Below are 18,667 nucleotides of genomic sequence, written 5' to 3'. Positions count from 1 at the left end.
CATGAAAAAAGGGGCCTGAGCCCCTCTGCAGTCCTGCCTCAGCCCTCAATACGCCTTGCTGCCCAGCAGGTGGCCATCCACCGGGGAAGGCAAGCCGTACTGGGAGTAGGTGCCATGGAACGCCTTGATGGTCTGGCCGAGATCCCCCTTGAACCTGGGATCCTGAGGGCGCCCGTGGCTGTTGATGTAAAGGGAGACATCCCAGGCCTGCTGATCGCTCAGACTCCCCCCCTGGGAGAGCGGCATGTTGCTCTTGATGAAGGCGGCCGCCTTGTCGATGCCGTGCATACCCGCGCCCCAGTTGTAGCTCTCCTTGCCCCACAGGGGTGGGAAGACGTAGCGATCCGCCACCTTCTTGCCCTCCCCCTCACCGCCGTGGCAATCGGCACAGCGCTCGGCATAGACGCTCTGGCCCCGCTTGAAATCGGGGGCCTGGGGAGGGGTGGCGATGGTGAAGAAGTTGCGCCCGGGCAGCTTGTCACTGATGGGGGCGCCGCTCGCCAGCCAGTAGGAGTAGGCCACCAGATCCCGGATCGCCTGACTGTCATAGGCGGGGGGCTGGCCCTCTCTGGCATTCATCGAATAGAGGAAGCAACCTTGCAGCCGATCCTCATAGGTGTTCACCTTGTTGTTCTTCTTGCGATAGGCGGGGTAGGCCGGATAGGCCCCCCACATCGGACTGGCACCGGCAATGATGCCGGCCCCCAGGTGGCAGTTGCTGCACTGCAAGCTGTTCCCCGGCTGGCCCTGCCCCTTGAGCTGCTGGGTGTTGACGAACAGGCTGTAGCCACGCTTGATGGCCGCGCCCATCTCCCCCTCCGGCACGGCAGACCAGTCGGGCACCTTGTGGTAGTTGCCATCGGGTGCCTTCTCCCCGAGCGGGACGCTGAACTGATCCTCGAACGCTGCGCCATGAGCCAGACCGGCCAGCAGGCAGGCCATCAGATATGCATGCTTCATTTCGCCACCCCCTGCGCCGCGAAGTAGTTGGCCACGGCGTCCATTTCCGCCTCGCTGAGCGACTTGGCGATGGCAGGCATGGAGCCCATGGCGCCAAGCGGGCGCTTGTCGGCCTTCCAGTAGATCAACTGCCGCTTGAGGTAGGCGGGATCCTGACCGGCGAGACGGGGAAACAGGGGCATGACGCCGACGCCACTCGGGCCATGGCAAGCCACGCAGGCCGGCAGATTACGCTCAGGTTTGCCGGCCAGGGCCAGCCGCTCCCCCGTCTCCATGTCCCCGGGCCACTTGTCGCCGCTCCAGTGCAGGCTCACCTCCCTGGCGGCAGCCTAGCCGGCAAAATGGCTGGCCGCCCGGGCTATCTGCTCGTCGCTCAACTGGTAGATGATGGGATTCATGAAATCGCTGACCCGTTTGCCGCTGCGAAAGGCACGCAGTTGCTCGGTCAGGTAGGCCTCCGACTGTCCCCAGAGATTGGGGATGTTCGACTCCTTGGGCACGCCGTTCATCCCGTGGCAGGTGGCGCAGATCTGGGGCACATCCTGGGTTGCTTGCTCCCCCTGCACCGCCAGGGGCACCAGGCTGCTGCACAGCAACATGAGCGAAAATCGTGTTCTCATCGGCAAAGGCTCCCTCTCCTGACAATGACAATGGCGTCATTAATGGTATGAAGCCTATCACTACAATTCGATGACCAATAGTTATCGCCATGTTAACGCCAACATGCTGCGACAATAAAAAACGCCAGTCCTAGGGCTGGCGTGGTTCTGGTCGATGGCCTCATCGCCAGCGCCGCAGTGCTGGTTGGGCTCGCTTCCCACCTCGCTCAGGCTCACGGGAACACATGTTCAAAGCCCGCCCCTATCTGGGTTTGCCTTGGCAGCCCCACCTTCCGCTTGCCGGTACAGTGGCAGGCAAAAAGGCGGCCGACCCCTTCCCGTTGCAAATATGACCCCAGCACCGCTGCCCGTTGCGGGCCGGAAAACTTCAGGTGCAAGCCACCTATGACGGCATGCACCCGCTCGTCGCCACACACCTCCTTGGCCCACTGGACGATGTTTTCGACCCCGGAGTGGCCGCAGCCGATGAAGACAATCAGACCCTGCTCGCTCTTGTAGGCCAGCGCTGAGTCGTCGCTGATAAGATCCTTCTCCACTCGACCACCTCGCAATATGTAGCCAAGCAGGGAAGGAGCCGCCATGTCGCGCCGCGCGATGCTCCCGAGAAACACCAGACGCTCGGACAGCCAGACCGGCTCGGCCGAACAGTGAGGGAGCAGCCCTCTCATCGCCAGTTGTTGCGGATCCAGATCCCCCGAGAGGCGGTAGAGGTTGTAGCGTCGGGGCAGCAACGGCAGGAAGTAGCCCCGCTCATTGAACACATCCGGACAGGCGATCAACGGGATGGGATCGGGATATAGGGGCAGGGAGCCGATGCCGCCCACATGGTCGTAATGACCGTGGGACAGCACCACATGGGTGAGAGAGCCGAGATCGACCCCCATCACCTCGGCATTGTGGCGCAGCGCCCGGCCACGACCGCTGTCGAACAGCACCCTGAGGCCATCGCACTCCAACAGCAACGACAGTCCCTTTTCAGGCAGGCAGCCGGGTAGATGAACATCATCATCCACCAAGACGGAAAACTTCAGCATCTCAATCACCCTGAAAACAAAACGCAGGCACAAGGCCTGCGTTTTTCATCGATGACACCATCATGGCTGGCTCATGGTGAGCCCGTTGCTGTCGGCACCCAGCAGCAACTTCTTGCCGGGGATGACCCGGCCGCTGAGCAGGGCCTGGGCCAGCGGGTTTTCCACCTTCTGCTGGATTGCCCGCTTGAGGGGACGCGCCCCGTAGACGGGATCGAAACCGGCGTGGACCAGCTTGGTCAACAGCTCCTCGCTCACCTCCACCTCGAAGCCCTGGGACTCCAGACGGCCCATCAGGCTCTTGAGCTGGATGCGGGCGATGGACTTGATGTGATCCTCGTCCAGCGGGTGGAACACCACAGTCTCGTCGATCCGGTTGATGAACTCCGGACGGAAGCTGCGGGTCAGCAGTTCCATCAGCAGGGCCTTCATCTCCTCATAGTCCTTCTCGGCGTAGTGCTCCTGGATGAGATCCGAGCCGAGGTTGGAGGTCATGATCACCACGGTATTGCGGAAATCGACGGTGCGGCCCTGACCATCGGTCAAGCGGCCATCGTCCAGCACCTGCAGCAGTATGTTGAACACATCCGGGTGCGCCTTCTCCACCTCGTCCAGCAGGATCACCGAGTAGGGGCGACGGCGTACCGCCTCGGTGAGATAACCCCCCTCCTCGTAGCCCACGTAGCCGGGAGGCGCCCCCACCAGCCGTGCCACGCTGTGCTTCTCCATGAACTCGGACATGTCGATGCGCACCATGGCGTCCTGGGTATCGAACAGGAACTCAGCCAGCGCCTTGCACAGCTCTGTCTTGCCCACCCCGGTCGGCCCGAGGAACAGGAAGGAGCCGATGGGGCGATTCGGATCGGACAGCCCGGCCCGGGAGCGACGGATGGCGTTGGAGACGGCGTCCACCGCCTCTTCCTGGCCGATCACCCGGCTGTGCAGTTGCTCTTCCATCCGCAGCAGCTTGTCCCGCTCCCCTTCCAGCATCCGCGCCACCGGAATGCCGGTCCAGCGCGCCAGGACGTCTGCGATCTCCACGTCGGTGACACGGTTGCGCAGCAGGCTGGTCTCCTGCATCTCCGCCTGGGTGGCGAGATCCAGCTGTTTCTCCAGCTCGGGGATGCGGCCGTATTGCAGCTCGGACATGCGGCCGAGATCCCCGGCCCGGCGGGCCACCTCGAGATCCTGACGGGCCTGCTCCAGCGCCGCCTTGATGTGCTGGGTACCGGCAAGGGCGGCCTTCTCGGCCTTCCACACCTCTTCCAGCTCGTTGTATTCCCGCTCCTTCTCGGTCAGCTCCTGGTTGAGCAGATCGAGGCGCTTGCGGCTGGCGTCGTCGTCCTCCTTCATCAGCGCCTGCTGCTCCAGCTTGAGCTGTATGATGCGCCGCTCCAGCCGGTCCAGGGACTCAGGCTTGGAGTCGATCTGCAGCCGGATGCTGGCCGCCGCCTCGTCGATGAGATCGATGGCCTTGTCAGGCAGCTGGCGATCCGCGATGTAGCGGTGGGACAGCTGGGCCGCCGCAACTATGGCGGGGTCTGTGATCTGCACATGGTGGTGCAGCTCGTAGCGTTCTTTAAGGCCGCGCAGTATGGCGATGGTGTCCTCCACCGAGGGCTCCTCCACCAGCACCTTCTGGAAGCGGCGCTCAAGGGCGGCGTCTTTCTCCACGTACTGGCGATATTCGTCCAGGGTGGTGGCACCGACGCAGTGCAGCTCACCGCGCGCCAGAGCCGGTTTGAGCATGTTGCCCGCGTCCATGGCCCCCTCGCCCTTGCCGGCGCCGACCATGGTGTGCAGCTCGTCCACGAAGAGGATGACATTGCCCTCCTCCTTGGCGAGATCGCTCAGCACCGCCTTGAGCCGCTCCTCAAACTCGCCGCGATACTTGGCACCGGCCACCAGGGCCCCCATGTCGAGGGACAACACCCGCTTGTTCTTGAGCCCTTCCGGCACCTCGCCATTGATGATGCGCTGGGCCAACCCCTCGACGATGGCTGTCTTGCCCACACCGGGGGCACCGATCAGCACGGGGTTGTTCTTGGTGCGGCGTTGCAGCACCTGTATGGTGCGGCGGATCTCTTCATCCCGGCCGATCACAGGGTCGAGCTTGCCGAGTTCGGCCCGCTCGGTGAGGTCTATGGTGTACTTCTCCAGCGCCTGACGGTTCTCCTCGGCGTTGGCATCATCGATCTTCTTGCCGCCACGCACCTTGTCGATGGCCTGCTCGAGTTTTTCCTTGGTCAGGCCCTGGGCGCGCAGCAGCTCCCCCAGGTTGCCCTTCTCGTCGAGGGCCGCCAGCACGAACAGCTCGGACGAGATGAACTGATCCTTGCGCTGCTGGGCCAGCTTGTCGCAGACGTTGAGCAGACGACCGAGGCCGTTGGAAAGTTGCACGTCCCCTTCGACGCCGCTCACCTTGGGCAGGCGGTCGAGCTCCTCGCCGAGACGGGAGCGCAGGGCGTTGATGTCCATCCCGGTCAGGGTCAGCAGCGGGCGGATGGAACCGCCATCCTGATTGAGCAGGGCTGTCATCAGGTGGACGGGTTCGATGAATTGGTGGTCACGACCCAGTGCGAGAGACTGGGCATCGGAAATAGCGACTTGGAATTTGCTGGTCAGGCGATCGAGGCGCATTGCACTCCCCCTTTGAAACAGACACGCCGCTTGCGCGGCAAACAACATGATCTTCTGACAAGGTAAATGAGGCCCGTACGGGTTATTTCAAGGGTTGAGGCTGGTTATTTTTTCTGCAAAACGGGGAGGAGGCAGGATGCCCGCCCCTCTCGCGCGGATTTGGTCTTGAGAGGGGCGGGTGATTTCTTAGCGGGCCAACCAGATGATGGAGGCCATCCGGCCGGTCTGGCCGTCGCGGCGACATGGGCAGTAGAACTGCGCTCTGCACGGGAGGCAGTCCCCAGAGGCAATTACTCTGCCAGCCAGATCAGCGATGCCATGCGGCCGGTCTGGCAGTCGCGGCGATAAGAGTAGAACTGATCGCCGTCGCTGAAGGTGCAGAATTCGCCGCCATAGACAGCGTTCACACCGGCGCGAGCCAGTCGCAGCCGGGCCAGCAGGTAGATATCCGCCAGCCATTTCCCATCGTTGGCTGAAGGCACGAAGGCGGCGACCGCCTCGGCCTGCTCCGCCATAAAGGCCTCGCGCACCTCGCCACCCACTTCGAACGCCGTGGGGCCTATGGCCGGGCCGAGCCAGGCCAGGATCTCCCCCGGCTCGCAGCCCATGGCGGCGATGGTCGCCTCCAACACGCCCTCCTTCAGCCCACGCCAACCGGCGTGAGCGGCAGCCACCACTGTGCCGGCCCGGTCGCAAAACAGCACCGGCAGGCAGTCGGCTGTCATCACTATGCAGGCCTGCCCGGCTTGCTGGGCGCAGGCCGCATCGGCATCCGGTGCCCCGTCGTATTCGTTGCTGACGGGGTGGACTGCGGTGCCGTGCACCTGGTTGAGCCAGTTGAGGGGCCCGGGGATCTGCGCCGCCTGCTGCAGGCGGGCACGGTTGGCCTCGACCCGTGCCGGCTCGTCCCCCACATGGGCCCCCAGGTTGAGCCCGGCGAAGACCCCTTCGCTCAGGCCACCATCCCGGGTGGTCGACAGGGCCCTGACATTGCCAGGAGCGGGCCAGTCGGGTTCAATCCAGTTCATCTGTGACTCCTTCCATTCACGGATATAAAAACGGGGCTCCTGAAAGGGAACCCCGTTTGGCATCTCTTGGGGCCGGACGGCGGCAGAAACCGACGCAGGCCCTATTGCATCAGCTCCAGACCAAATCGTCCGGGTTGGCCAGGGTATCAGCCCGCAGCACTTCCATCAGATCCAGCATGTCTTGCGGTGTGGCAGAGTGCCACTCCATGACTTCGCCGGTGATGGGGTGAGCCAGCTTCAGCATGGTGGCGTGCAGCGCCTGGCGGTTGAAGTTGCGCAGGGCCAGGGTCAGCTCCGGAGTCGCATTGCGCAGCAGGCGCAGACGGCCACCGTAAGCGGGATCACCCACCAGCGGATGCTTGATGTGAGCCATGTGGACACGGATCTGGTGGGTACGACCGGTTTCCAGACGCAGACGCAGACGAGTGTGGCCACGGAACTTCTCGTGCACCCGGTAATGGGTCACGGAAGGACGGCCATTGGGCACCACAGCCATGTGGGTACGCTGGGTCGGGTGACGGCCGATGGGGGCATCCACGGTACCGCCTGCGGTCATGTGACCTATGGCGACGGCTTCGTACTCACGGGTGATCTGACGCGCCTGCAGCGCCTCCACCAGATGGGTCTGGGCCGGGATCGTCTTGGCAACCACCATCAGGCCAGTGGTGTCTTTATCCAGACGGTGCACTATGCCGGCACGGGGTACCTCGGCGATGCCGGGGTAACGGTGCAGCAGGGCGTTGAGTATGGTGCCATCCGGCGTGCCGGCGCCCGGGTGAACCACCAGGCCGGCCGGCTTGTCGATCACCAGAATGTGTTCATCTTCATAGACGATGTTGAGGTCGATGTTCTGGGCATCCCAGCGGGTGTCATCTTCCAACTCGACATCTACATGTACCTGCTGCCCGGCCACCACTTTCTCGCGCGGGGTATTGGCAACCTGACCGTCCAGGGTCACTCTGTCCTGTAAAATCCACTCCTTGATGCGGGTTCTGGAGTAGTCTGGAAACAATTCGGCCAGGGCCTGGTCGAGTCGCTGCCCGAATTGGTGATCCTGAAATTCGCCTGTCAGTTCAATATGCTGGCTCATGTATGGTCTCTTGAGCGGGGGTATCAATTCGAAATAATCCGGGTATTCTAGCTTTTCTTTTAGCCAAGCATAACGGATACTTTGCCAATTTCGTGGAAATGGACCGGATGTTGTTGATGGGAAAGAAGTCTCGCCTGCTGATGTCGCTCGCCTTGGTCGCTACGCTGATCACTGGCTGTTCCAGCACCAAACCCAAGGTTCCCGACGAACCGCCGGAAGTTCTGTACCAGAAAGCCCGTCTCAAACTGGACACAGGCAACTACCTGAATGCCATCGAGTTGCTGGAAGCGCTGGACTCTCGTTACCCGTTCGGCGCCTACTCAAACCAGGTGCAGCTCGATCTCATCTACGCCTACTACAAGCAGGATGATACCGCCCAGGCGATCGCCAATATCGACCGCTTCATCCGCCTCAACCCGGCGCACAAGAACATCGATTACGTGTTCTACATGCGCGGTCTGACCAACATGGCGGCGGATTACAACTTCTTCCAGGACTTCCTGGGCATAGATCGGGACGACAAGGACCCCTCCTACGCCCGTCAGGCCTTCCAGGACTTCAAGACCCTGCTGCAGAGCTACCCCAACAGCAGCTACGCGGCCGATGCCCGTGCCCGCATGGTCGGTCTGAAAACCCGCCTCGCCCGCTACGATCTGGGGGTGGCCGAGTATTACGTGAAGCGTGATGCCCTGATCGCCGCCGCCAACCGCGCCAAACTGGTGGTCGAAACCTATCCCGACACAGTCGAGACAGAGAAGGCACTGGAGATCATGGTCAACGCCTACGATACCCTGAAGATGCCGACCCTGGCCCGCCACGCCCGCGAAGTGCTGGCCAAGAACTACCCGGACAATCGCCTCGGCCGCGGCTGAGCATGACGGGAACAAAAAAACCGATGCCAAGGCATCGGTTTTTTTATGGCTGCAATCTCCGCGCAGAGTGCGCCCCCCATGACGGCACCCTGCATGCGCCGTCATCTTCATTCAGCTACTTGGCTACGTTGCCCGCCACGTTGAGCACGTCCCAGGTGCGGGAGAAGGGCGGTGCATAGGCGAAGTCCAGCATGCCGAGCTGATCCGTGGTCACCCCCATGGTGATGGCCACCGCCAGGGCATCGATGCGGTGTACCGCCCCCTTGCGCCCCAGGATCTGGCCCCCCAGCAGCCGCTTGCTGCCCGCCTCATAGACCAGCTTGACGTGAATGTCTGACTGACCCGGGCAGTAGTTGGTGTGGCACTTGTCCTTGATCACCACGGTGCTGTAGTCGATGCCCAATTGTTGGGCCTCTTTCTCAGAAAGTCCGGTACGACCCGCCTCCAGTCCCAGCACCTTGAGCGCCGCAGAGCCCAGCGTGCCCGGAAACTCCTGGCCGGCGCCGGCCAGGTTCTCCCCCACCATGCGCCCCAGCTTGTTGGCTATGGTGGCGAGCGGCACATAGACCTGCTGCTGCTTGACGCTGTGCCAGACGCTGGCGCAGTCCCCCGCCGACCAGACGTTGGTCAGCGAGCTGCGGCCCTGACGGTCGACCTTGATGGCGCCATTGCCGAGCCGCGCTATGCCGGTGTCGGCCAGGAACTCGGTATTGGGCCTGACCCCGGTGCAGACCACGACTATATCGGCCTGGTACTCACCCTGGTCGGTACGCACGCCGCTGACCCGGCCCTCCCCCAACAAGGCTTGGACGCGCTCACCCAGATGCAGGGCGACGCCCCGCTCCCGCAGCTCGGTCTCGATGTGCTGGGTTATCTCAGAGTCGAAGGCATCGGGGATGACCCTGTCCGCCAGCTCGATGAGGCGCACCTCCTTGCCCTGATGGACCAGGGCCTCGACCACCTCCAGCCCGATAAAGCCGGAGCCGATCACCACCGCCTTCTTGCTGCGCGGATCCTGCACCGCTGCCTTCAGTGCCAGCCCATCGCTCATGCGGCGCAGCCCGAACACCCCTTGCTGCTGCAAGCCGGGGATGGGGGGCATCTGTTCGCGGGCACCTGTGGCTATCATCAACCGATCGTAGCTATCGGTGAAGCTGTCCCCCTTGTGCTCCACCCGCAAGGTCTGGGCCGCCGCGTCCAGGCTCAGCACCCTGTGGCCAATCTTCACCTCTATCCCCTTGGCGGCGAACTGCTCCGGGGTGAACTCGGCCATGTAGCCCGGCTCCTGGAAATCATCCCCCACGAAATAGGGCAGACCGCAGGCACCGAAGGAGATCACCTCGGAGGCCTCATAGACCACAATCTCGGCATCTTTGGCCAGACGGCGCGCCTTGGCCGCCGCACTCATGCCGGCGGCTTCGCCACCGATGATCACAATACGCATAGCTTGACTCCAGTCACGACAGGGGAGGCCTCGCCTCCCCTTTTCATAAACAAATCAGAAGATAAGATCCGGTCAGACCGCGGACTCTTCCCCGTCCAGACTGACCTCGGCATCGCCGTTGAAGACGGCCATGTCGGTCTGTCCCATCAACCGGCTGGTGAGGGTGCCGGCCGTGATGGAGCCGGAGACGTTGAGGGCGGTGCGGCCCATGTCGATGAGGGGCTCGATGGAGATGAGCAGCCCCGCCAGGGCCACCGGGAAGTCCAGGGCGGAGAGCACGATCAGCGCCGCGAAGGTGGCGCCGCCACCGACCCCGGCCACCCCGAAGGAGCTGACGGTGATGATGGCGATGAGCGTCATGATGAAGCCGGGATCCAGGGGATCGACCCCCACGGTCGGCGCTATCATCACCGCCAGCATGGCCGGGTAGATGCCGGCGCAGCCGTTCTGGCCTATGGTGGCGCCGAAGGAGGCGGCGAAGTTGGCGATGCCCGCCGGGATGCCGAGCGCCCGGGTCTGGGTCTGCACGTTCATGGGGATGGAGCCCGCACTGGTGCGCGAGGTGAAGGCGAAGGCCAGCACCGGCATGATCTTCTTGAGGAAGCGCAGCGGGTTGATGCCCACCAGGCTCACCAGCAGCAGGTGCACCAGGAACATGATGGCGATGGCACCGTAAGAGGCCAGCACGAAGTTCAGCAGGTTGATGATGTCCGCGTAGTTGGAGCCGGATACCACCTTGGCCATCAGCGCCAGCACGCCATAGGGAGTGAGGCGCAGCACCAGGGTCACCATCCGCATGACGATGGCGTGGGCGACCTGCATGAAGCGCTCGAAGCTGGCGAAGATCTCGGGCTGCTTGCGGGCGATGCCGGTGGCGGACAGGCCGATGAAGATGGAGAAGATCACCACGGCTATGGTGGAGGTCTTGCGTGCCCCCGTCATGTCGAGGAAGGGATTGGCCGGGATGAACTCCAGCACCATCTTGGGGAGGGACATACTCTCGACGCTGCCGAGGCTGGTCTGCAGGGCCGCGCCACGGGCCGTCTCGGCGGCGCCGGCAACCAGCCCCTCGGCACTCAGGCCGAACAGGTTGGACATCAGTATGCCCGCCCCGGCGGCGATCATGGTGGTGAAGATCAGCACCCCTATGGTCAGGGCGCTGATCTTGCCGAGCGCCGTGCCGCCGCTCAGCTTGAGGATGGCGCCTATGATGGAGACCATGATGAGCGGGATGATGATCATCTGCAGCAGCTTCACGTAGCCGCTGCCGACCAGATCCAGGTAGTCGCCGGTCTGGACCAGCACCTCGGAGCCGACGCCGTACAGCAGTTGCAAGGCCCAGCCGAACAGGACCCCGAGCCCCAGCCCGGAGAAGACGCGGCGGGTGAAGCTGACATGGGTCTGCTGCAAGCGGTAGAGAAACAGCAGCAACATGACCAGGATGGCCAGATTACCGATAACGCTAAGAGTCATGATATTCCCCAAAAATAAACGGGCGAGGCCCGAGGTGGATGGACGGGCGCACCCTGCGCCTCGCCCCGAAACTGGCCGCATCGTGGCGGCACGCCCCCCGTTCGGGGTGACGTCAATCTCTGCAAAAACCGGGGGCGGCCAGTGCCGCCCCCCTCATCAGCCAGCCTTGCCTTGTTGCTTGGCCCGCATGATGTTGATGATCTCTATGTCGGTGTCCAGCATCCCCTGTTTCGAGAGACGGCCCAGGTTCGCTATGGTCTGGTCCACATCGTCGGAGACTATGCCCTCGCTCTGGGGCACGTGCAGGTTGTTGATGGCCATCAGCGACGACTTGACCGCCGCCGAGGTGGAGGTGGACACCTTCATGGAGCAGGCGCTGCCGGCACCGTCGCAGATGATGCCGGAGACGTCGCCAATCATGTTGTTGATGCAGTGGCTGATCTGCTCGAACTGGCCACCCAGCAGCCAGGTGATGGCGGCGCCCGAGCCCATGGCGGCGGTACTGGCGGCGCACAGGGCCGACAGCTTGTTCTGGTAGGCCTTGATGTAGATGGCCACCAGGTGGCTCATCACCAGTGCCCGGGTCAGCTGCTCGTCATCGGCCTTGAGGAAGCGGGCGGCGGCGACCACCGGCATGGTGGCGGCTATGCCCTGGTTGCCCGAGCCCGAGTTGGACATGGCGGGCAGCATGGCGCCGTCCATCCGCGCGTCCGACGCGGCAGAAGAGAGGCGCATGGCCAGCGTCATCAGATCGTCCGAGAGCAGCTTGCGCTCCACCTGCTCGGTGAGGATCTTGCCGATGCGCAGGCCATAGCCCTGCAGCCCCTCATCCGCCAGCGCCTGGTTCATGGTGGCGGCCTCGCGGATGAAGTCGAGCTCGGCCAGTGGCGCCTCCAGGGCAAACGCCACTATCTCCCGCAGCGTCATGGCGGGCTTGCCGGATTTCGCGGGCTGGATCTGCACCCCGGGGGCACTGGCCTGCTCCATCAGCACCTCGCCGTCCAGCTCCATCAAGACGATGCGGGTGTGGTCGGTACAGATCACCACACGGGCGCTGTGACCCTCAGCCTCGGCAAGCACCTCGGCGTAGAGCACGTCAGGCACGTCCTTCACGTCCACCTTGATGATGGGCAGCAGCGCCTTGGCGGCGTCCACCTGCTCCGGGGTCAGGGTCTTGAGCACCTCCAGCCCCGCATCCGGGTTGCCCCCCGTGATGCCGACGGCGGCGGCGACCGGCAGACCTATCATGCCGGTGCCGGGTACCCCGACCCCCATGCCATTCTTGAACAGGTTGCCGCTGACCCAGACGCTGATGTTGGTCGGATCCTGCCCCAGCAGCTTGCGGCAGTTGGCGGCGGCCAGCGCCACCGACATGGGTTCGGTGCAGCCCAGGGCCGGCACCACTTCACGCTTGAGCAGAGTAATAAAGTCGGTCCATTGTGCTTTCATCTGTGGTTTCTCTGGTTCACTGTGCCGCAGGCATCGTATGAGGATATGGGTGCTATCTGGAGGGCCACCCCGTCCATGTCACTTTATTTGATTCTAGTGGCGCGAGTATCAAATAAAATTGAGCCCCCTCGCCTTTTGCCGCCATTATGCCTTCCAGCGAGGGCAACGTCACCGGATTGCTGCCCTGCCGCTGGCAACGGATCCCCCCTCCCGGCCAAGGCCCTTTGCCATCAATGTGTTGCCCGCGCCCCGTGAAAAGCGGGCAATAAAAAAGGAGGCCTAAGCCTCCTCTTGTCTCATCCCATCGACGCTTAGAGCGCCTTCAGGATGGCCTCGACGCTGGCCTTGGCATCGCCAAACAGCATCTGGGTGTTCTCCTTGAAGAACAGCGGGTTCTGGACACCGGCGTAGCCAGTGTTCATGGAGCGCTTGAAGCCGATGACGTTCTGCGCCTTCCACACTTCCAGCACCGGCATGCCGGCGATGGGGCTGCCCGGATCTTCCATGGCGGCCGGGTTGACGGTGTCGTTCGCACCTATCACCAGCACCACGTCGGTATCGCTGAAGTCCTCGTTGATCTCGTCCATTTCCAGAACTATGTCGTAGGGGACCTTGGCTTCCGCCAGCAGCACGTTCATGTGACCAGGCAGACGACCGGCAACCGGGTGGATACCGAAGCGCACCTTGACGCCGCGCTCGCGCAGCTTGTGGGTGATCTCGGCAACCGGATACTGGGCCTGCGCCACCGCCATGCCGTAGCCCGGGGTGATGATGACGGAGCTGGCATTCTTCAGCATGTCGGCCACGTCTTCGGCATTGGTCTCGCGGTATTCGCCCATCTCCTGATCGGCCGTGGAGGCCACACCGTCGGAGCCGAAGCCACCGGCGATGACGGAGATGAAGGAGCGGTTCATCGCCTTACACATGATGTAAGAGAGGATGGCACCGGAGGAACCCACCAGGGCACCCACCACGATCAGCAGGTCGTTGGAGAGCATGAAGCCCGCCGCCGCCGCTGCCCAACCGGAGTAGGAGTTCAGCATGGAGACCACCACCGGCATGTCGGCGCCGCCGATGGAGGCCACCAGGTGCCAGCCGAAGGCGAAGGCGATCAGGGTCATCACCAGCAGTGCGAAGGTGGAGCCACCGGCGTTGACGAAGTGGATCATCAGCGCCAGAGAAACCACCACGGCCAGCAGGTTCAGCTTGTGACGATGGGGCAGTTGCAGCGGCTTGGAAGAGATCAGGCCACGCAGCTTGCCGAACGCCACCACTGAACCGGTGAAGGTCACAGCACCGATGAAGACGCCCAGGAAGACTTCCACCAGGTGGATGTTCAGCATGGCGCCGGAGAGGTGCTCGACCTGGGCGACGCTGGCCGCCTGCTCGAACGCCGCCCGGGCAGCAGCCAGGGTCGCATCCAGGTTGGAGCCGACGGAGACGACTACCTCAGCGGGTGCGGAGGGGTGCAAGTCGATGAAGCTGTTGAAGCCCACCAGCACCGCCGCCATGCCCACGAAGCTGTGCAGCACGGCCACCAGCTCGGGCATCTCTGTCATCTCGACCTTGAGCGCCAGGCGCACGCCGATGGCGCCGCCGATGACCATGGCCAGGACAATCCAGTGCACGCCACTGGTTTCCGGGTTGAAGACGGTGGCGAGCAGGGCGATGGCCATCCCCGCGATACCGAACAGGTTGCCATGCTTGGCCGTTTCTTGCTTCGACAGTCCCGCGAGACTGAGGATGAAGAGCACGGCGGCAACGATATAGGATGCTGTTACCAGTCCTTGAGACACGTTAAACCCCCTTAATCCTTACGGAACATCTTCAGCATGCGCTGAGTGACGGTGAAGCCACCGAAGATGTTGATACTGGCAATCAGCACGGCGATAAAGGCCAATACGGTGACCAGGGTCGACCCTTGCCCAATCTGCAGCAGGGCACCGACCACGATAATGCCGGAGATGGCATTGGTGACCGACATCAGCGGCGTGTGCAGGGCGTGAGAGACGTTCCACACCACGTAGTAACCGACCACGCAGGCCAGGATGAAGACGGTGAAGTGGGAGAGGAAGGCGGCAGGTGCCACCGCAGCTACCCAACCGAAGGCGGCGATGCCGAGGGCACCGAACACGAACTTCTTGTTGGACGGTTTCTTCTCTTCGGCCTTCTTCGGCGCAACCTTGGCGGCCGGCTTCTGCGGCGCGGCAGAGACGGAGATGGCGGGGGGCGGGAAGGTCACTTCACCGGCCTGGATCACCGTCATGTTGCGCTGAACCACGTCCTCGAAGTCGATGGCGACGTTGCCGTCCTTCTCCTTGCACATCAGCTTCATCAGGTTGACCAGGTTGGTACCGTAGAGCTGGGAGGATTGGGCGGGCAGACGACCCGGCAGATCGGTGTAACCTATCACCTTGACGCCGTTCGGGGTGACGAACAGCTCGGTCGGCTTGGTGTATTCACAGTTGCCACCGGTGGCGGCAGCCAGATCCACAATGACGGAACCCGGCTTCATGCTGTCGACCATCTCCTTGGTGATCAGCTTGGGTGCCGGACGACCGGGGATCAGGGCGGTGGTGATGATGATGTCCACTTCCTTGGCCTGCTGGGCAAACAGCTCCATCTCGGCCTTGATGAACTCATCGGACATGACCTTGGCATAACCGTCGCTGGAGGCACCGTCCTCGCTACCGAAGTCCAGCTTGAGGAATTCCCCCCCCATGGATTCGATCTGCTCGGCGACTTCCAGACGGGTGTCGAATGCACGCACTATGGCGCCGAGGGAACCGGCGGTCCCGATGGCAGCCAGACCGGCCACACCGGCACCTATCACCAATACCTTGGCGGGCGGTACTTTACCGGCGGCGGTGATCTGACCGGTGAAGAAGCGACCGAACTGGTGGGCGGCTTCGACCACGGCGCGATAGCCACCTATGTTGGCCATGGAGGAGAGGGCATCGAGGGACTGGGCACGGGAGATCCGCGGCACCATGTCCATCGCCATCACATTGATGTTGCGCTCGGACAGCTTCTTGACCAGCTCGGGGTTCTGGGCAGGCCAGATGAAGCTCACCAGGGTGGCACCATCCTTAATTTGTGCGATCTCGGCATCGGTCGGCGCGTTGACCTTGAAGATAAGGTCGGCTTGCCAGACGCTCGGCACCACGCTGGCACCGGCAGCCTCGAAGGCGGCATCATCGAAGCTGGCCAGCTGGCCGGCACCGGCCTCGATGGCGACCTCGAAGCCGAGCTTTTTCAGCTGCTCGACGGTGGCCGGGGTCGCTGCGACCCGGGTCTCACCGGCGAGACTCTCTCTCGGTATTCCAATCTGCATGACTATTCCCTGATGGTTAATAAACAATCATTGCCCAGTCTCTCATGTCTGAGGGGACAAGGCATGATCAAAGTGCAGGTCACGGGCCCTTTGTTATGAAAATCAGCAGGCTTTACCTCAACCTCCTGTCATGGTCAGGCCCCCGCTTTTCAGGCGCGAAGGTGATTAGTATCAAATTTTGGAGTTTTATTACAACCACGACCCCGAGCGGGCGGGTACAGAATTCAGCCCATCCCGGACCATGATTAAAAAAAACAAACCAAATTAGGGGCTTATACCAGCAAAATGCGCTGAAAAAAGTGATCCAACCAGTCAAAAAAAATGTTTTGCCGAGCCTCTACCTTAGCGTTTTTTGTTCTTATGAAATCTGCCGTTGGCTCATCTGATGAGATGAAAGGGGAAAAAGTAACCGTTTTGTAACGACTCGGGGGCCGCGCCGCCGCCATAAGGCGGGAGCGGGCCCCCTGATTCAACCCCGGACAAGGCCGGAGCTGGTCTCTCGCCTCTTACCAGGCGGCTTCATAAATATGCCGGCTCTGCACCAGGTCGATGTCGCCGTGTTCCCCGAGCGCCGTCATGCCGTGCTCTTCGAGCTTGGCCAGCAGGGTATCGATATTGGCGTCGGCCAGGCCGTAGTCCCGCAGCCGGGTCTTGACCCCCATCCGCTCGAAGAAGTCGCGGGTGGCTTTGATGGCGCCGTCGATGCGCTCCGCTTCGCTGCCACTGCGCAGATCCCAGACCCGCTCGGCGTATTGCAGCAGCTTGGCGTGCTTCTGTTCACGCTTGGCAGCGAGCAGGGCGGGCAGCACCACCGCCAGGGTCTGGGCGTGGTCGAGGCCGTGCAGGGCGGTCAGCTCGTGGCCCAGCATGTGGGTGGCCCAGTCCTGGGGCACGCCGGCCCCGATCAGGCCGTTGAGCGCCATGGTGGCACTCCACATGATGTTGGCGCGCACCTCGTAATTTTCCGGCTCCACCAGCGCCTTGGGGCCCTCCTCAGCCAGGGTCAGCAGCAGGCCTTCGGCGAAGCGATCCTGCACCTTGGCGTTGACCGGGTAGGTGAGGTACTGCTCCAGGGTGTGGATGAAGGCATCCACCACGCCGTTCGCCACCTGGCGGGCCGGCAGTGTATAGGTGAGCACGGGATCCAGCACGGCGAAGCGCGGCATCACGAACGGCGAGAAGAAGTGCTGCTTGTCGCCGCTGCTCCTGCGGGTGATGACGGCCCCCATGTTCATCTCGGAGCCGGTGGCCGGCAGGGTCAGCACGGCGCCGAGGGGAATGGCGGAAGCCACCTCGCCACCGACCGTCTCGAGGATGTGCCAGGGCTCTTTGGCCAGATCGTAGTGAGCGGCAGCGGCGATGAACTTGGTGCCATCGAGCACCGAGCCGCCGCCGACGGCGAGCAGGAAGTCGATCTGCTCGGCACGGGCCAGCTCGACCGCCCCCATCAGGGTCTCGTAAGCCGGGTTGGGCTCTATGCCGCCGAACTCGAACAGGGTCAGGCCCGCCAGCTCGCTGCGGATCTGCGCCAACAGGCCGCTACGCACCACGCTGCCGCCACCGTAGGTGATGAGGACACGGGCGTCGGCCGGGATCTGGCCGCGCAGCTGGGCCACCTGGCCCTTGCCGAACAGCACCTTGGTGGGGGTATGGAGAGTAAAGTTGTTCATCGACATTGCCTTCTTCTGATAGTCCGGCGGCCTGGCCGCAAAATGTTGATTGCATTTTTCTACAGGCAACCTCTACCATCAAGACAACATTCTGCACATTGCTTGCCTATTTCTACAAATCATCAGAATCCACCCGGAGCGACCATGTCCAACCGTTACGCCGATCTCGCCGCCAGGCTGGCCCGCCACGTCACCACCCCGGGCATCACCCCCTCCCCGGTGGATCAGGTGAACCTCATCTACACCACCGAGTATCACGGCCGCACGCCCGTGCTCTACCAGCCCCGGATGATCGTCATACTGCAGGGACACAAGGTGGGCTATCTGGCGGATCAGGTGTTTCGCTACGACCCCAGCCACTACCTGCTGATGACACTGCCGCTGCCCTGCGAGTGCGAGTGCTTCGCCTCCCCCGAGCAGCCCCTCATCGGCTTCTCCCTGGAGATCAACGTCGCCACCCTGCAGGAACTGCTGCTGGAGCTGGGGGATGCCCTGCCCGCCCCGGCGGTGCAAAAGAGCGGTGTGCACTCTGTCCCCCTGTCCGAAGAAATGTTCTGTGCCGCCGAGCGATTGATCGATCTGATGGACAAGCCCCACCACGCCCGGGTGCTGGGGCCGCAGACGGTGCGGGAGATGCTGTTCTACGCCCTGCATGAGGGGGGCGGCCCGGCGCTGCAGGCGCTGGCCAATCGTCACAACCATGTGGGCCAGATAGCCCGGGTGCTGCGTATGATAGAGGCGCGCTACGCCGACACCCTGACCATGGAGGAGCTGGCCCGGGAGGTGAACATGAGCGTCTCCGCCTTCCACCACCACTTCAAGGCGGTCACCGCCACCTCGCCCCTGCAGTACATCAAGTCGTTTCGCCTGCACAAGGCGCGCATGATGATGCTGCACGACGGCATCAAGGCGGGGGCGGCGGCGGCCAAGGTAGGCTACGAGAGCAACTCCCAGTTCAGCCGGGAGTACAAGCGCTTCTTCGGCAGCACGCCGACGGATCAGGCCTCCCGCTTCCGGGAAGGCCAGTTGCACATCATCGAAGGCTAAAAGAGAGGG

At 62.9% G+C, this 18,667-nt stretch carries 15 protein-coding genes; 2 read left to right on the top strand and 13 right to left on the bottom strand.

Translation table 11 applies throughout. The annotated features are described in order from the left end of the window. Positions 1–45: 45 nt before the first annotated feature. From OC537_RS15720 to rluD, 7 genes are all read right to left on the bottom strand, one after another. On the bottom strand, positions 46–960 hold the full coding sequence (locus OC537_RS15720; RefSeq protein WP_262112639.1) for a c-type cytochrome: 915 nt from the start codon (positions 958–960) through the stop codon (positions 46–48). After that, positions 957–1,274, bottom strand: coding sequence for a c-type cytochrome (locus OC537_RS15715; protein WP_262112637.1), 318 nt, complete (start codon positions 1,272–1,274; stop codon positions 957–959). The genes OC537_RS15720 and OC537_RS15715 overlap by 4 nt, the downstream gene beginning before the upstream one ends. A 15-nt stretch (positions 1,275–1,289) precedes the next feature. Then, entirely contained in the window at positions 1,290–1,580 is a 291-nt protein-coding gene (locus tag OC537_RS15710) for a c-type cytochrome (protein ID WP_262112635.1), read from the bottom strand. A 212-nt stretch (positions 1,581–1,792) separates the two neighbouring features. Beyond that, entirely contained in the window at positions 1,793–2,614 is an 822-nt protein-coding gene (locus OC537_RS15705; protein WP_262112633.1) for an MBL fold metallo-hydrolase, read from the bottom strand. A gap of 60 nt (positions 2,615–2,674) precedes the next feature. Continuing rightward, on the bottom strand, positions 2,675–5,251 hold the full coding sequence (gene clpB, locus OC537_RS15700; protein WP_262112631.1) for an ATP-dependent chaperone ClpB: 2,577 nt from the start codon (positions 5,249–5,251) through the stop codon (positions 2,675–2,677). A gap of 290 nt (positions 5,252–5,541) precedes the next feature. Then, positions 5,542–6,279, bottom strand: a complete 738-nt coding sequence (gene pgeF / locus OC537_RS15695) for a peptidoglycan editing factor PgeF (protein WP_262112628.1) — start codon at positions 6,277–6,279, stop codon at positions 5,542–5,544. A 109-nt stretch (positions 6,280–6,388) separates the two neighbouring features. Continuing rightward, the gene (gene rluD, locus OC537_RS15690; RefSeq protein WP_005324417.1) at positions 6,389–7,369 is read right to left on the bottom strand and encodes a 23S rRNA pseudouridine(1911/1915/1917) synthase RluD; all 981 of its coding nucleotides are present in this window, start codon (positions 7,367–7,369) and stop codon (positions 6,389–6,391) included. A 116-nt stretch (positions 7,370–7,485) separates the two neighbouring features. On the opposite strand from rluD, the gene OC537_RS15685 reads away from it, so the two are divergent. Then, positions 7,486–8,241 (top strand): outer membrane protein assembly factor BamD, encoded by a 756-nt coding sequence (locus OC537_RS15685; RefSeq protein WP_163137524.1) that lies wholly within the window; start codon positions 7,486–7,488, stop codon positions 8,239–8,241. A gap of 115 nt (positions 8,242–8,356) precedes the next feature. On the opposite strand, the gene OC537_RS15680 is transcribed toward OC537_RS15685, so the two are convergent. From OC537_RS15680 to yqhD, 6 genes are all read right to left on the bottom strand, one after another. Next, positions 8,357–9,685: a CoA-disulfide reductase gene (locus OC537_RS15680; protein ID WP_262112624.1), complete on the bottom strand. Its 1,329-nt coding sequence runs from the start codon at positions 9,683–9,685 to the stop codon at positions 8,357–8,359. Between the two features lie 72 nt (positions 9,686–9,757). Then, positions 9,758–11,158 (bottom strand): L-cystine transporter, encoded by a 1,401-nt coding sequence (locus OC537_RS15675; RefSeq protein WP_163148398.1) that lies wholly within the window; start codon positions 11,156–11,158, stop codon positions 9,758–9,760. A 156-nt stretch (positions 11,159–11,314) separates the two neighbouring features. Further along, a complete protein-coding gene (locus OC537_RS15670) occupies positions 11,315–12,607 on the bottom strand; it encodes a serine dehydratase subunit alpha family protein (RefSeq protein WP_262112621.1) in 1,293 nt (430 codons plus the stop codon). A 311-nt stretch (positions 12,608–12,918) separates the two neighbouring features. Continuing rightward, positions 12,919–14,403, bottom strand: coding sequence for a Re/Si-specific NAD(P)(+) transhydrogenase subunit beta (gene pntB, locus OC537_RS15665; protein WP_106885534.1), 1,485 nt, complete (start codon positions 14,401–14,403; stop codon positions 12,919–12,921). A gap of 11 nt (positions 14,404–14,414) precedes the next feature. Beyond that, complete coding sequence (gene pntA / locus OC537_RS15660) at positions 14,415–15,941, bottom strand: Re/Si-specific NAD(P)(+) transhydrogenase subunit alpha (RefSeq protein WP_106885533.1); 1,527 nt, start codon at positions 15,939–15,941, stop codon at positions 14,415–14,417. Between the two features lie 506 nt (positions 15,942–16,447). Further along, entirely contained in the window at positions 16,448–17,611 is a 1,164-nt protein-coding gene (gene yqhD, locus OC537_RS15655) for an alcohol dehydrogenase (protein WP_262112618.1), read from the bottom strand. A gap of 144 nt (positions 17,612–17,755) precedes the next feature. On the opposite strand from yqhD, the gene OC537_RS15650 reads away from it, so the two are divergent. Then, positions 17,756–18,658, top strand: coding sequence for an AraC family transcriptional regulator (locus tag OC537_RS15650; RefSeq protein ID WP_168236007.1), 903 nt, complete (start codon positions 17,756–17,758; stop codon positions 18,656–18,658). The last annotated feature ends 9 nt before the right edge of the window (positions 18,659–18,667 follow it).

Source organism: Aeromonas sp. Marseille-Q5825, assembly GCF_946892685.1.
GTDB lineage: Bacteria > Pseudomonadota > Gammaproteobacteria > Enterobacterales > Aeromonadaceae > Aeromonas > Aeromonas rivipollensis.
Note: the sequence above shows the minus strand (reverse complement) of the source record. Positions and strands in the feature narration are given on the sequence as shown.